Here is a 13,623-nt window from a genome sequence, read left to right as displayed (position 1 = left end):
TTTCTCCATGATTATCAACTACTTCGGAATAACGGAAAAAGGAAACTTTCGTTCGCATAACGAGGATTCGATGTATGTTTCCGGCGAGATCGTCGCCGGAACCGTATCGGGTTCGTTTGCTTCTTCCGGAGATCGGGATTCCGCGGTGGCTCCTATGATTCTCGCTCTTGCGGACGGAATGGGCGGACATATCTCCGGAGAAATCGCAAGTCGTATGACCTTGGAAAAACTCGCTTGGACCGAACGTGCGATTCAACCTTTGGAAGAATTGCCGAGAGCCGGTTGGCAGAATCTTTTCCGCAAAATCAATCACGAGATCAACGATCACGCAAAAGCGACCGGAAGACTCGGAATGGGAACCACGTTAGTCGGCGTTCTCTTCGGAAGAAGAAAGGTTCTCGTTTTCAACATGGGAGACAGCAGGGCTTATCATCTTTCCTCTCAAGGCGTTCATAAGATCACGGTCGATCATTCCTTTTCGGATACGGTCAAAGGAAATCAGATTTCAAGAAGTTATATCACGAGTTGTATCGGCGGCGGCACCACCGATCTTCAGATGGATTTGTTCGATATAACGAATTCGTTAAGCGAAGGGGATCGCATTCTTCTTTGTACGGACGGATTGACCGACGTGATTAAGATAGACGATCTCGAAGAGATTCTACGAAACGCTTCGAACGCAAAAGAGGCTTGTTCTCATCTTTCGGAAGAAGCCAACCTGAGAATGACCAAGGACAACACGTCCGTGATCGTGATCGAAGTCAAAGAGATGGCGCTTTCGCACGCCGAACCTTGGAAGCTCAGCCCAAGCGAAAGAAAACGGTAAGCGTAAAAAAGAAATCTCCGCTCGGAGTTTCCTCGAACGAGGAACGAAACGGAAAATCAGATTTTTTTAATATTTCCAAAAATCCCAATCCCGCTCCTTTGCTATCCTCCGGTCTTTCGCCCTTGATTTTTTCCTGATAGAGTTCCTTTACTTCTTCTCCGGTCAGAGATAAAAAGTGATCGAGTTTGGTTTGTAAGGCGGACGCGGTTTCCGCGCTCAAAAAATTGGCCGTGGAAAGTTTTAGGATATGGCTTTTCTCTTTGACGAGAATCAAACCGATTCCGTATTCTCCTTCCTTTTCCAGAGAATAATGACTTACGTTCTGAGCCATCTCCACGAAAACGTTGAGAATCTTATTCTTTCTTTTTTCGTTGGAGATTCTATCCTTCAGAATTTCGGTTAGGCTCCCGAGAATTTCGTGAGTCACGGCGCCTTGGTAATAGAGAACGGATTTCAATTTTTTCGAATGATCGTATTGTCTATGAAGTCCGCCGGATTTCATTTATATTATACTTCCTTAAAGTATGTCCGGAGCGGTCAGACTCACGAAGGAAGATTGGCTTCCGATCGCGAACGCCATCGAGATCGCGTTTCTAAGACGGACCTTTCTCGCTCCCTCCGTGATATGATCGTGATCGCATTCGGGATCGACGTCCTTGAGATTGATCGTGGGACAGATGATTCCTTTTTCGAGCATCATCGCGGTCGCCGCGACGTTGATGATCCCCGCGGCCCCGAAAGTATGACCGAAGATCGGTTTGATCGATCCGAGAGGAGCCCATTTATTTTTTGCGAGTCCGTTGTAGAGCACTTTGAGAGCTCGACTTTCCGCCATATCGTTGTTGATCGTCGCAGTTCCGTGTCCGCAGAAATAATCGATATCACCGAGTCTGAGTCCGCTGATTTTTAGAAGTCGGTTTAAACCGGCCGCGGCTTTTTTGCCCGTAAGATCCATTCTCATCGCGTGATCGGCCTCGTTGTAACTGAAGGTTCCCAATACTTCGGCGTAGATTTTGGCGCCTCTTGCGAGCGCGTGATCCATTCTTTCCATACAAAGAACAGCGGCGCCTTCGCCTAAAATAAATCCGTCCCGATTTCGATCGTACGGTTTGATCGCCGACTTCGGATTATTTTTTTCGGCGGACATAACGGAACTCGCCGGATCGGAATACATCATCATCAAGGGTTTGATCAAGGGAAACTCGTGGCCTCCCGCATACATCACTTCCGCTCTTCCTTTACGAATCGCCTGATAACAAAGACTGATCGCGTGATGCCCGCCGACGCAGGCCGCGGTGATCGTAGTTACGAAACCTTGAATGTTCGCATAGATCGCCGTGAGATTGGTCGGATTGGACGCCATGGAAGTAAGCACCGAATAACGATCGAATACGCTCGAGTTTTTTTCTTCGTGATAGAGTTTCCAAGCGTGTTCCCACCATGCGAGAGATGCTCTGGAAGACGAGTCGATGAATCCGACCTTGGAAGGATCGACGGAATCCTTTTCGAGTTTTGCGTCCCTTCTCGCTTCTTCCATCGCGGACATGATCGCGAAGGTTTCTCGGTTATAATTTTTTGCGTGTTTTTCGTTGAGATCGGGTAAGAATTTTTTCCAGTCGAAGTCGTTCATTTCCGCCGCGACCTTTACGGGCATGTCGTCGGTCGAGAAACGAGTGATCGTGTCTATCTGAGAGTTTCCTTCGGAAAGATTTTTCCAAAACGTATCCACCGAATACGTGTTCGGGAGAATCACTCCGATTCCGGTGATTGCAACTCTCGAGTTCTTGCTTGCTTTTGTTTTGTCCATATTCTCTTTTTATTTCTGTTTTGCGGATCTGTTGAAGCGCGGATAACGCTGTTTTCTTTTTTGTTTTTTCCTTCGAGCGGATCGTTTTCGTTTTCGAGAATTTGATCTTGTCAAGAACTTATCAATGATTGTTCCGACAAACCTTCTCCGGAAAGAATTTTAAGTACGACATTCGACGGCAAAAATCAAATCAAAAAAACTAGATATATATTTTTTAGGGATTCGTTTGAATTCCGACATGAAAGCCGATCAAATCGCCGTTTGGTGATTGGAATGCAAGAATATCTTGAAATTCGATTGGAGTTCCGTCATTTCTTTCCGAATTTTGCGGGAACTCCTCGGGATTTCCGGGCGTTTAACGGGAATCAACGAACATAAAGAGATCGGGGATTTGGAAAAAGGTCGGAACTACGGCGGGTTTTCTCGGCCTTGTTGGAAAGACGGTGTGATTTGGCAATGGCGGTTTTGAGTTTCTCAGCCTCGCTGAGTTGGAGGCAGTGTGATTTGGTAAGTGAGTGGTGTTTTTCTCTGCTTCGCTGAGAGCCTTCGATTGCGCTCCGCTATCTCAGGCTATGCCGCTCTCTATGGATCGCGGCATATGTAATAAAAAAAGTTACAAAATGCTTGCCAAAGAATGAAGTCGAAGGAAAATAGATTCGTTTTCGGTTTAGACCGGAGGAGAATGTTATGTGGAACGAAACCCTTTTCGAACAAAAGAAAAAAGCTCTCGAAGGATTCGGCGTTTTATCTAAAAAATCAATCGCACGTTTTACGGAAAAATTAAGAAGCCAAGACGAATGGCAACTCCATCGGATCAATCCGATTCGTTTCGCAAAGGACAACGGCTTTGAAGCGGGAGAATCCATCGATCTATTTCTTCATGCGGGTAAAATCGGACTTTTGGATTTTTCATACAATATGATTTGCCCCGCTTGCGGAGGAGTCGCGTCTTCTCATACTTCTCTCGATCAGATCGAAGAAAAAAGTTTTCACTGTTATATCTGCAACATGGACGTTCCTACGACCTTGGACGATCAAGTAGAAGTGAGTTTCTCCGTGAATCCGTCTCTTAAAAAACAAAATTTGAATCCTTTGACGGACGCGATTACGTATTTGAAATATCATATATCCGGCAACTTTCATAAATCCAAAGAACTTCTGGACTTTATTCATTCGAACTCGAAGGATTTGATCGTGATCGAACCGGGCGCGACGGAAAAAATGATTCTCGACGCGACGGACGTTCCCGCGTATCAGTTTAGTTCGGTGGAGAATAACTCCGCGGTCTTTTTGTATTTCGACGCGAAGGAAACCACCGAAGATCGGATCATCGATTTAAGTCTGCTTCCGACCGGTTTTACTCCGATCGAGTTGCATCTTTCTCCGGGAAAATACGAGGTCAAGGTTTCCAATCGAACGATCGCAAAGTCCGGATTTCTGATCATCAAACCCAATCTAAAAAGAATATTAGAAATCGTTGATAAACACCCGACTTATATCGAACCCTTTCTCACCGCGAAGATGCTTTTGAACAATCAGACTTTTCGGGAATTGTTTCGAGTTCAACAGTTGAGCAACAAGTTGAATCTCAACGTAAAAAGTCTCACGATTCTTTTTACGGATCTCAGAGGATCTACGGAGATGTATGATAAGGCCGGAGATATTCTCGCGTATCGCCTCGTTCAGGAACATTTTAGACTTCTTGCGGAAACGGTGAAAAAATTCAACGGCGCCATCGTAAAGACGATGGGAGACGCGATCATGGCCACGTTCTCCAGTCCATTGGACGGATTGTTCGCTTCGCTTGAAATGATGTCCCGTATCGATCGGATGAACGAAGAATTCAAAGAACACGGACACGAGATCGGTTTAAAGGTAGGATTGAACGAGGGCCCCGCGCTTGCGGTGATCAACGACGAACGTTTGGATTACTTCGGACAAAGCGTAAACATAGCGGCACGGGTGCAAGCGCTCGCGTCCGCCGGAGAAATCTGGGTCACGGAGCCGATTCTTTCCAGCGCGGGAATCAGGGAAGAATTGAGTCTGCGAGGATACGATACGGAAAGACACGAAGCTTCTCTCAAGGGTGTGGGTCAAAAAGCGACCGTTCATAAATTGTTTAAGAATGAGGAACAAAGGACTTTGGCCGAAGTCGTTTAATACCCTCTAAACCGACTTCTTAGAAAAGAGAAGCCGGTTTAGAAAAAATTTATTTTCAAAATGTACGGGCGATCCATTCTCTTGCTTTAAAAAAGGATAGGGTCATGAATCACACAATCAAGAGTTTGTTCGTTTCTATCGCGGTTCTTCTGTTTGCGATGAACTGCGGAAAATCAGGCGGTAATATCGCCGCGGAAATGCAGGCTTTAGCCGCTAAGTCCAAGGAAATCGCTTGTTCTAAAACCGTAGAATGCGCTCAGGAACAATTCGGCAAAATGCCGGAAGCGCAGAGAAAATTCATTCCTCCGATGCTTCAATCCAAAGAAGCTTGTATGGAATCCATGGAAAAATCCGCCGCAGAACAACGCGCAAAAACCGGAAAAACGGAAGCGGACGAGTTCAAGGACGCGACTCCCGAAAAATTGCAAGCCGCTAAGGATTGTCTTGCGATTATCGAAAAAACTTCCTGTTCCGAGATGATGTCTCCGAACAATCCGATTCAGAAATCGGAAGCCTGCCAATTCTTATCCAAAAAGTAAATTCAGGATTTTGAATGCGATTCCGTCGCCGGTGTATTTCCAAAAGAACTCCGCGACGGATTCGATCTGGACCGATCTAAAATAACATCGGTCGAAACCTGTCATATTTCTAAATCACCTAACACGCATTTTTCGAAGTATCGCCGTTAGGCGAATCTATCGGACGCGTCCTCTCTTATAAACTGGGAATTAGCGCCCACCGCTTCGATCGAATTCTCCTCGACTCTCGGTAAATTCGTTTTTTATAATGTGTCCATTGGCATATTTTAATATAGGAATTTTCTAAAAACACCATGAAATCTTTTTCTCAAACGTCGATTTCGATTCGATTCTTGTTCTCAATGATTCTCCTTTTCGGGAATTGCGGAGGCGCTTCCGGAGCCGGAGATTTCTCGAGCGCTTTGATTTTTCTTTTGGGAGGAGGGGATAAGTCCGTTCCTACCGGCGGTTCGCATTCTCCCGTGGAGACGAGCAACGGTCCGGTTCTGAACAATCTGAACGTGACCACCGAATACCGCGTCATCTCCGGCGATCCGTATCAAATCGTATCTGTGAAATTCTCCTTAAAAAATCAGGTTTCGTTTCCCGTTACGTATAAGGCGTATTTGGGAAGACCTGCGATTCTCCAACTCAAACCCGACGGGGTCAGTGTTACGACTTATATCACGGAAAAACTCAGCACGGAACCGGGGAGTCCGGACACTTTCGTTTTTCTTTCTCCCGAGGTCAGCCAATCGTATAAGATCATCGTGATCGCTCAAAGTCAGTTCGGGAATTCCTCTAAAGAAATTATTTCCACAGCGCCTACTCCGCCTGCCGGAGTGTGCGCCGGTGCGGTCTCCGCTCCCGTTACGATCGGAGATTGTTCGGATCATTGTATTCAAGTTTCGATGAACGGAACGAATATGGAATTCTTTTCACGTTATGTGAATCCGGAACCGGCTTACTACGTTTATCTCGATTTGAATAACGGCACAGCAACGGGCGGAACCGGTCCGGTTCCGTTTCAATACATAGAATTGTACGAAGACGCGGGTAATCCCGTCGCACCGGGAACCTACGAAACCCCGAAGGTCGGTTTCGATACGGGAACCTACAACGAAGCCTGTATCGCGATCTCTTCGTATGCCGTCGCGGATCGGGCCTCCGGATTTTCGGACAGTTATACGGTTAAAAAAATCATCGTTCCTTGACGAGCGCGGGGAACGTTATGCGGTCTTGAGCCACACGCTGAAAGTCGTGCGGCCGGGCGCGCAGTGAAATTCGATTTTTCCGTCGAAATCCTCCACGATCTTTTTGCAGATATCGAGTCCGAGCCCCATTCCTTCTCCGTGTTTTTTGGTCGTGAAAAAAGGATCGAAAATTCTATGCCGAATCTCTTCCGGAATTCCGTTTCCGGAATCGCTCCAGGAAACTACGATCCAAGAATCCACTTCCTCGGTTTCGATTTCGATTTTTCCTTTGTAATTCATGGATTGAAGCGCGTTGTTCAAAAGATTGATCCAGACCTGATTCAGTTTATCCACTTCGCCTAAACATTGTTTATCGGTTTTGTAATTCTTTACGACTTCGACGTCGTATTTCAGTTTTCCCTGATATAAAATCAGAATGTTTTCGATTTCCTTGCGCACGTCGATCGCGCGGATTTTTCCCCTTCCGTCCTCGGTCGCCGGACGGAGATAATTCTTAAGCGCCTCCGTAACTCGAGCGGCCTTGTCCGTTGCGATCGATATGATTTGTCCCATACGAACGACGGTGACGAAGGATGTGATCGCTTTTAGAATCTCCGCGATTCTTTCGGAACGCAAAAGGGGAATCAGAGAATCGCCTAAGTTATGTAAGCCGAGATCCACGGCGGTGCTCGAGATAATTTCTGAATCCTTAATATTTTCGTTTTCTAGTTTTTGGGTGAGTTCTTTTCGGATCGTTCGGTTGGAAAGAATCGGCGATTCGGAGATATGTTTCAGACTTTCATCCAAAAGTTTCGTGAATCGTTCTGCGTCTTCGCGGTTTAGATCGGTTAGAAGGTTCGGCACGTTTTTGAGTTCTTGATTTACGATTTCCGAAAGGGATTGACTCGACGAGGAAATCGCTCCGAGGGGTGTGTTCAGTTCGTGTGTGATTCCGGCGGCTAACTGTCCTAAGGCGGCCAACTTTTCCAGACTTGCGTTGAGTTCGAGTATGACTTTTTCGTTTTCTTTGTTTCTCGTATGATTTACGATGTATACCGTACCGAGTCCGATCAAAACTACGATCGTCGAAAAAAGAATCAGATCGGCCCCGCTTTCCGTTTGTTTGATCGGCATACTCACTTCTAAAATTCCCCTCACGTCTCCAACTTTCCAATCCTTCTTGGGAGATTCCGGATGCGAGTTGTGACAGTTGACGCAGGAAGGTTGCATACGATCCGGGAGCGCATAACGCACATAAGGCGAAGAATCGATTTCACGGAACACGTAGTAGGGAAGATCCGGATTTTTTTGAAGTTTGACGAGCGCTTCCTTTTGAAAGTCGTCCAATCCTTCTTTTCTTTGTCGATTCGGAAACGGATAATCGCTGTATAACTCGACTCGGATTCCCTCGAATTTTTGCGAGAGATGTTCTCCGAATTCTTTTACGATCGTCGCGGGTAAAGGAATACTTTTGTGAACCGTTTTGTATTTGTATGTGACCTCGGTTCCCTCATGCAACGCTTTGTCTACGATGTTGTCCGAATAATAAACCCGAAGCGCGAGCATTTGTTCCGCGACCGTCTTTACGTTTTGGATCGCGGCGTTCTCCGTGTTCTTTTTTTGATAATAAAAAAGGAAGGCTCCGAGTATGATTACGAGCAATACACAACCCGAAAAAAAGGTAAGGAAGATTCGAGTTTCGATCTTCGTAAAATTCGAAAGAAAACCGAACTGAAACGGTTTTTTAGAATCCATGATCCCGCCTAATTCCTATTTTACGGATTTTGATTATACCATAAAAAACCGATCCGAGTATCGAAGTTTGCGGTATGATAGAGTAGACGCAGGAAAAGATTCGTTCCCGCGTTTTTAGAATCGGAAAATTAGGGACTCGATCATTCTTCGCTTTCTTCTTCGATCACTTCGGATTCTCTTAGGGAGAATTCCGCTTTTCCGAGTCCGCGTTTTTTTCTGTCCACGATCCAATAGAGATATAGGATTACCGCGAATACGCTCTGAAGAACGAACTGCGCGAGATGAACCGTGGTCGCGTAGAACAAACCTTCGGACGCTTTTCTTCCCATCAATACGAATGAGGAAGTTACCGATGCGTGAAACACTCCCGCGCCGGACGGAGCCGAAGGAACCATCACTCCCACCGCTCCGGCAAACATGATGAGTACGATTCCGGCGTAACTCATTTCGATTCCCACGAGTTTGAGAAGAATTCCGTAACTCAACGCGTAACCGATCAACCAAGTGAATGCGGTCAACACCGCGGGAAGAACGAATCGTTTCAGAACTAAAAAATTTCCGAGATCGCGAACGTAGTGCGCGAGTTTGTGCAAAAACCATTCTCTCTTGCCTACGAGTCCCGCGATCCACGCGAGAACGTTTATGATCGTTTCGTTTAGAAATCGTACGGCGATCAAACCCAAAAAGATACCCGCGATGACAAGCGAAGAGACGATAAAGAAAGAATCGCTACTTTCGTCCTTGATTCCCAAAAACATAAGGGCGCAGATTCCGGCGGAGAATATAAAGGAAAAGTCCAAAACTTTTTCGATAAAGAGCGCGGTGACTAACGTGGGATATTGAAGATCGGATTCCTTTTTACAAAAATACAAACGGAAGATGTCTCCTCCTCTCGCGGGAAGGAACATGTTCGCGCCGACTCCGATAAACGAGGCAAGAAGCGCATAACGGAAGTTGATTTTTTTCCCCATGAGAAGATACCATCTCCAGGAAAAAAGAATCAGTCCCCAAGCCGAAGACACACAGAACGGAATCAGATAGATCGGTTCCCAACGTTCCTGGATTCTTGCGAACTCGCTCAGATCCAGTTTTGAAAATAAGAATCCGAGCGCGGCTAAGCTGACTACGGTTCCGAATAGGATTCGTTTCAATGTGATGTTCCTCGTATCAACCCGGAGGCCAAAGCAATCGGCGTTCCGCTAAAAGATGAAAGTGAATGTGAAATACGGTTTGTCCGCCGTTTTTCCCCGTGTTGTTCACGACGCGATATCCGTTTTCCGCGATTCCCAAATTCTTGGCGGTATCCCGGATCTTTAATAAAACGTTGGCGAGCAGGGAAGAATCTCCGTCCTCGATCTGCGCGAGGGAGGTTATGTGTTTTTTAGGGATAAATACGATATGTACGGGCGCCTGCGGCGAAATATCATGAAAAGCTAATATTTCTTCGTCTTCAAACGCGATTTTGGAGGGGATTTCCTTGCGGATGATCTTGCAGAAAATGCAGTTCGGATCGTTCATTCGTGATTCTCCATACAAAGCGCGGCGGCTCCTAAGGCTCCGGATACGTTTCCTCCGGGCAGTATTTGCGTATAAGTTCTGAATACTGGAAAGATCAATTCTTCGATCCTTGTTTTGAGCGAGTCGCCGAACAAATCCCAGGATTCTACGATTCCTCCGGTGAACACGATCCTGTCGGGGTTGATCGTGTGGATCAATCCCCTGCAGAGTTGTGCGAGGGCTTCGACGCCTTCGTTTAACAAAGATAAGGCGGCAGATTCTCCCTTGCGACTCCTTCGGAAAAATTCTTCCGCGGAACTCAAACGGTTTCCGGTCTTTTCCTCGTATCGGTTTAAAAATCCGCTCGCGCTGAAGTAGGCTTCCGCACATCCTCTTTGTCCGCAACCGCAAGGGGATCCGCCGGGAAGATACGTTACGTGACCCGCTTCCATTCCACTTCCCTTATATCCGTTGAACAGTTTTCCGCGATAAACCCAACCGCCGCCGAGTCCCGTTCCCAAGGTGAGAATGATCAGACTCTGAGAACCCTTTCCGAGTCCGAAACGGTATTCTCCGAGCGCGGCCAGGTTTGCGTCATTATTATAATATACCGGAATTTGAAAGTTCTTTTTGAGATGGGCGACTAACGCTACGTTTTTTAAAAGCGGCAGATTGGCGGATTGGATGAGAATTCCGCTTTCCGAATCGATCGGTCCCGGACTTCCGATTCCGACCGCGACCAAGGACGGAGTTTTCATTTCGGAAACGATGTCGCATAACGATTTCAGAAATTGTTTTTCGTCGGTTTCGGCGCCGGTAGGTCTATGAGTTTTTCCTAATATGTTTCCCTGAGGATCGACCAGATTGGCCTTGATGCTCCCGGCTCCGATGTCGATTCCGAGATAGGATTTCATTTTACCACCCGGGTAAACGCTCCCTCTCTCATTTCGTAGATTGTTTTTGCGTCGAAGGCGAGATTCATATCGTGAGTCACCAATAGAATCGTAAGTCCTCTCGAATTAAAATCGTAGAGAAGATTTCGGACGAGTTCGCTGTTCTCCGGATCCAAATCTCCGGAAGGCTCGTCCGCGAGCAGAAGTTCCGGTTCGTTGATGAGAGATCTTGCGATCGCGGTCATCTGGATTTGTCCGCCGGAAAGTTTACTCGGATAACTTTTGCGGATCGATTCGAGTCGAAGACTTCGAATCAAGTATTCGCATTTTTCCAAATATTCTTTCTGACTGAATTTACCGACGAGAAGCGCGGGAAGAAGAATATTCTCCTCCACGTCTAAATGAGGAAGAAGTTCCGAAAATTGAAAAATCAGTCCGATGTTTCTCGCGCGAAAATTGGCGAGGTTCCCGTTCGACATATCGCTCACCTTGGTCGTATCAAAGTAAACTTCTCCCGACGAGCTGGACAACATTCCGGTAATCATGGATAAGAGCGTGGTTTTTCCCGACCCGGAAGGCCCGACGATTGCGACATAGTCGGATTGGTTCATGTCGAAGGAAACCCCGTTGACGGCCTTCGATTTTCCGTATTCTCGGGAAAGGTCGTTGATGCGAAGAATCATTTTCCCCTCCGAATCGAGCGGTATGGATCCAAATAAGTGAGAATTAGGGAAAGTCCCGCCCCGATTCCCGAAATGAGAGTGATGCAGATCAAAAACGCTTTCAGATAATCTAATAAACTGGAGCCCTCCGTTACCCAAGGAGGGAAGAATAGAGTGGCGGCGATCGCACATAAAAATCCGGTTCCGTGGAGAATCCAGAGTTCCGCGACCAAAAGCCGAATCGTTCCGATTCGATTTCCGCCGACCGCCATCATGATTCCCGCGTCGGAGGTCCGAAGGAGGGTTCTTGTAATCGCCATAAATATCAATCCGGCCGAACTCAGCAATAAAACCAACTGTGGATAATTCCGGAAGAGTTCGATACTAGAAGGGTTAGAGGGGACCTTATCCATTCTGAGTAGAAAGATCCCGAAGATCAGAAAAAAACAAAATAAAACGGAAAATCCTATATGAAGAATGCTAATGATAATATCGCGTTTTACAATAGAATACGCGAATCTGAAGTAGGTAAGTTTTCCCATCTGGTTTTCGTTTCTACAAAAAGATTGATTTTATCCCAAGACCGGATAAATACCCGGACCAATTCTCGGGATTTTATCCATTTACTAACCGGAACCTGAAAGAAAAACAAAAAAATGATCTTCGTCATTCTTGTCGCCATTGGAATCATTCTGATTGTTGCGTTTGGATCCTTTCTGATCCAGACCAAGAAAGACGCTTTTGAAAAGGCTCTGGCCCTTGCCGCCATGGGGAACTTCGTGGACGCCCGAGTTATCATTCGGGATATTTTGGACAATTCTCCCTCGAACGTCCGAGCGCACTATGTGATCGCGAAAATCTACGCGATGGAAGGCGATACCACCAACGAAGCCCGTCACCTCGAGAAAATCAAAAAGATCGGTTCTTACGAAAAAGGAATCAACGAGGTCGCGGTTTCCAATCGGATTGCGGACATTTATTATCAACAGGATTTATTCGAAGAGGCGCTGTTTCATTATTTGGATACGGTCGCGATCGATCCGGAAAACGCGGAAGCAAACGTCCGTATCGGTTTTATGGCCCTTGGTCAAAAAGAATTTTCGATCGCCGACCGCTTTTTAGGAAAGATTTCCAACGAAAAAATCAAGACTGCTTCCATCTTTATCGGTAAAGGAGTCGTCTCCGCGGTTCTACGCAAAGGAAATCCCGTGGAATTTTTTGCAAAGGCGTATGAGTTGGATCCGGCTTCTCCCGTGGGTGGATTTTTATACGCGCTCAGTTTGACTCGGGATTCCAAATACGACGAAGCGATCAAGGTCGCAAACTCCGTCGCCGATCTCATCGAAGACGATTATGTGCGTTATACGATCTTTCAATTTTTGATGTGTTGTTTTATTCTCCAGAAGAATTTAAACGAAGGTCTCAAACACGCGAGGCTTTGTATGGAGATGGCGAGAAACAGCGGTTGGAAACAGGAGATGATCGATTCCGACGTTTACTTTTCTCTTTTGGCGGTCAAACTGGGTAAACTCGAAGAAGCGAGCGAATATCTCATCGAAGCCGAGTCGGAAAGAATCGACGACGTAAGAATTGTGGAACTCGCGAATTACAAGTTTCAACTCGAGACGAAACGAATCGATCCGAGTAAGGCGGCTCAAAGCGGTTTCTCCTTGGACGAAGAGATCGGGAGAATCTTTGGCGAACTTTTTCCGGTAGAACGTTTTTACGAACTCTCCGGTTTGAAATCCTCTAAGTCGTTTCATATCAAAGGGATCTTGGACGATCAAGGGAATAAACTTCTCGCGGACGTTTCGAAAATCGGCGTCGGAGTTTTGGATCATTATCGTCAGCTCAAAGGCGTCGAATTTAAGAATCTTTGCGTTCGGATCGTGATGGCTTTGAATTATACGGTCAGCCGCGAAGTTCCCAACAAAGAAGGGGACGGTCTCAATCTTACCGGTCTTAATAAAACCGATAAGGAAACTCGTTCTCTTTTTAAATTCCGCAAATGGAAGGACGCGAAAATTTCGGACATCTTTCTGCGTGATACGATCGGTCAGTTGAAGGAACTCGGCGTCGACAAGGCGTTTATCGTGGGCGACGCGGAATTCACCGAAGGGGCCAAGCGTTTTTTGACGGATAATTCTTCCCTGTTGAACGTGATCTACGGTAAGGATTTGGAAGAGCTTTTGAAAAAGGCTCTTCGTTTGGAAGCGAAGGGCGCTTAAAGCGCGACTAACGTTGTTTGGTGTGTTGGCCGTCTTTTGATTTGCCCGGACGGTTGGTTTCTTGCGTTCGTTGTCGTGTGGCTC

13 protein-coding genes are annotated in these 13,623 nt (G+C 46.4%); 5 read left to right on the top strand and 8 right to left on the bottom strand.

Annotated elements, in window-relative coordinates; translation table 11 throughout:
- Positions 1 to 7 precede the first annotated feature (7 nt).
- Positions 8 to 826 (top strand): PP2C family protein-serine/threonine phosphatase, encoded by an 819-nt coding sequence (locus LEP1GSC052_RS12170; protein WP_010573959.1) that lies wholly within the window; start codon positions 8 to 10, stop codon positions 824 to 826.
- On the opposite strand, the gene LEP1GSC052_RS12165 is transcribed toward LEP1GSC052_RS12170, so the two are convergent.
- Both LEP1GSC052_RS12165 and LEP1GSC052_RS12160 read right to left on the bottom strand, forming a co-directional pair.
- Positions 801 to 1,328, bottom strand: coding sequence for a SiaB family protein kinase (locus LEP1GSC052_RS12165; RefSeq protein ID WP_010573960.1), 528 nt, complete (start codon positions 1,326 to 1,328; stop codon positions 801 to 803). The two genes, LEP1GSC052_RS12170 and LEP1GSC052_RS12165, sit on opposite strands and share 26 nt — an antisense overlap.
- A 15-nt stretch (positions 1,329 to 1,343) precedes the next feature.
- Positions 1,344 to 2,633 carry a beta-ketoacyl-[acyl-carrier-protein] synthase family protein gene (locus tag LEP1GSC052_RS12160; RefSeq protein ID WP_010573961.1) on the bottom strand — a complete coding sequence of 430 codons (1,290 nt, stop codon included), beginning with the start codon at positions 2,631 to 2,633 and terminating at the stop codon, positions 1,344 to 1,346.
- A 687-nt stretch (positions 2,634 to 3,320) separates the two neighbouring features.
- Here LEP1GSC052_RS12160 and LEP1GSC052_RS12150 point away from each other — a divergent pair.
- From LEP1GSC052_RS12150 to LEP1GSC052_RS12140, 3 genes are all read left to right on the top strand, one after another.
- Entirely contained in the window at positions 3,321 to 4,793 is a 1,473-nt protein-coding gene (locus LEP1GSC052_RS12150; protein ID WP_010573963.1) for an adenylate/guanylate cyclase domain-containing protein, read from the top strand.
- A gap of 104 nt (positions 4,794 to 4,897) precedes the next feature.
- Positions 4,898 to 5,332: an LA_2478/LA_2722/LA_4182 family protein gene (locus tag LEP1GSC052_RS12145; protein ID WP_010573964.1), complete on the top strand. Its 435-nt coding sequence runs from the start codon at positions 4,898 to 4,900 to the stop codon at positions 5,330 to 5,332.
- Between the two features lie 293 nt (positions 5,333 to 5,625).
- Positions 5,626 to 6,525: a hypothetical protein gene (locus LEP1GSC052_RS12140; RefSeq protein WP_010573965.1), complete on the top strand. Its 900-nt coding sequence runs from the start codon at positions 5,626 to 5,628 to the stop codon at positions 6,523 to 6,525.
- A 15-nt stretch (positions 6,526 to 6,540) separates the two neighbouring features.
- On the opposite strand, the gene LEP1GSC052_RS12135 is transcribed toward LEP1GSC052_RS12140, so the two are convergent.
- The 6 genes from LEP1GSC052_RS12135 to LEP1GSC052_RS12110 all read right to left on the bottom strand — a co-directional run bounded on the left by LEP1GSC052_RS12135 (position 6,541) and on the right by LEP1GSC052_RS12110 (position 11,853).
- A complete protein-coding gene (locus LEP1GSC052_RS12135) occupies positions 6,541 to 8,259 on the bottom strand; it encodes an ATP-binding protein (RefSeq protein WP_020986675.1) in 1,719 nt (572 codons plus the stop codon).
- 140 nt (positions 8,260 to 8,399) lie between these two features.
- Positions 8,400 to 9,410, bottom strand: a complete 1,011-nt coding sequence (locus tag LEP1GSC052_RS12130) for a lysylphosphatidylglycerol synthase transmembrane domain-containing protein (protein ID WP_010573967.1) — start codon at positions 9,408 to 9,410, stop codon at positions 8,400 to 8,402.
- A gap of 16 nt (positions 9,411 to 9,426) precedes the next feature.
- A complete protein-coding gene (locus LEP1GSC052_RS12125; protein ID WP_010573968.1) occupies positions 9,427 to 9,777 on the bottom strand; it encodes a histidine triad nucleotide-binding protein in 351 nt (116 codons plus the stop codon).
- The gene (locus LEP1GSC052_RS12120; protein ID WP_010573969.1) at positions 9,774 to 10,670 is read right to left on the bottom strand and encodes an ROK family protein; all 897 of its coding nucleotides are present in this window, start codon (positions 10,668 to 10,670) and stop codon (positions 9,774 to 9,776) included. Before LEP1GSC052_RS12120 ends, LEP1GSC052_RS12125 begins: the two co-directional genes overlap by 4 nt.
- A complete protein-coding gene (locus LEP1GSC052_RS12115; protein WP_010573970.1) occupies positions 10,667 to 11,332 on the bottom strand; it encodes an ABC transporter ATP-binding protein in 666 nt (221 codons plus the stop codon). The genes LEP1GSC052_RS12120 and LEP1GSC052_RS12115 overlap by 4 nt, the downstream gene beginning before the upstream one ends.
- Positions 11,329 to 11,853: a hypothetical protein gene (locus LEP1GSC052_RS12110; protein WP_010573971.1), complete on the bottom strand. Its 525-nt coding sequence runs from the start codon at positions 11,851 to 11,853 to the stop codon at positions 11,329 to 11,331. Before LEP1GSC052_RS12110 ends, LEP1GSC052_RS12115 begins: the two co-directional genes overlap by 4 nt.
- 114 nt (positions 11,854 to 11,967) lie before the next feature.
- Between LEP1GSC052_RS12110 and LEP1GSC052_RS12105 the strand changes: the two genes are divergently transcribed.
- Entirely contained in the window at positions 11,968 to 13,539 is a 1,572-nt protein-coding gene (locus LEP1GSC052_RS12105) for a tetratricopeptide repeat protein (protein ID WP_010573972.1), read from the top strand.
- Positions 13,540 to 13,623: the final 84 nt, after the last annotated feature.

Source organism: Leptospira kmetyi serovar Malaysia str. Bejo-Iso9 (assembly GCF_000243735.2).
In the GTDB taxonomy this organism is placed as follows: domain Bacteria; phylum Spirochaetota; class Leptospiria; order Leptospirales; family Leptospiraceae; genus Leptospira; species Leptospira kmetyi.
Note: the sequence above shows the minus strand (reverse complement) of the source record. Positions and strands in the feature narration are given on the sequence as shown.

Bases quoted from the DNA above. Each gene is read 5' to 3' on its own strand.
- LEP1GSC052_RS12115 (WP_010573970.1), bottom strand. From the start codon at position 11,332: ATGATTCTTCGCATCAACGACCTTTCCCGAGAATACGGAAAATCGAAG.
- LEP1GSC052_RS12105 (WP_010573972.1), top strand. From the start codon at position 11,968: ATGATCTTCGTCATTCTTGTCGCCATTGGAATCATTCTGATTGTTGCG.
- LEP1GSC052_RS12125 (WP_010573968.1), bottom strand. From the start codon at position 9,777: ATGAACGATCCGAACTGCATTTTCTGCAAGATCATCCGCAAGGAAATC.
- LEP1GSC052_RS12165 (WP_010573960.1), bottom strand. From the start codon at position 1,328: ATGAAATCCGGCGGACTTCATAGACAATACGATCATTCGAAAAAATTG.
- LEP1GSC052_RS12110 (WP_010573971.1), bottom strand. From the start codon at position 11,853: ATGGGAAAACTTACCTACTTCAGATTCGCGTATTCTATTGTAAAACGC.
- LEP1GSC052_RS12120 (WP_010573969.1), bottom strand. From the start codon at position 10,670: ATGAAATCCTATCTCGGAATCGACATCGGAGCCGGGAGCATCAAGGCC.
- LEP1GSC052_RS12150 (WP_010573963.1), top strand. From the start codon at position 3,321: ATGTGGAACGAAACCCTTTTCGAACAAAAGAAAAAAGCTCTCGAAGGA.
- LEP1GSC052_RS12145 (WP_010573964.1), top strand. From the start codon at position 4,898: ATGAATCACACAATCAAGAGTTTGTTCGTTTCTATCGCGGTTCTTCTG.
- LEP1GSC052_RS12160 (WP_010573961.1), bottom strand. From the start codon at position 2,633: ATGGACAAAACAAAAGCAAGCAAGAACTCGAGAGTTGCAATCACCGGA.
- LEP1GSC052_RS12135 (WP_020986675.1), bottom strand. From the start codon at position 8,259: ATGGATTCTAAAAAACCGTTTCAGTTCGGTTTTCTTTCGAATTTTACG.
- LEP1GSC052_RS12170 (WP_010573959.1), top strand. From the start codon at position 8: ATGATTATCAACTACTTCGGAATAACGGAAAAAGGAAACTTTCGTTCG.
- LEP1GSC052_RS12140 (WP_010573965.1), top strand. From the start codon at position 5,626: ATGAAATCTTTTTCTCAAACGTCGATTTCGATTCGATTCTTGTTCTCA.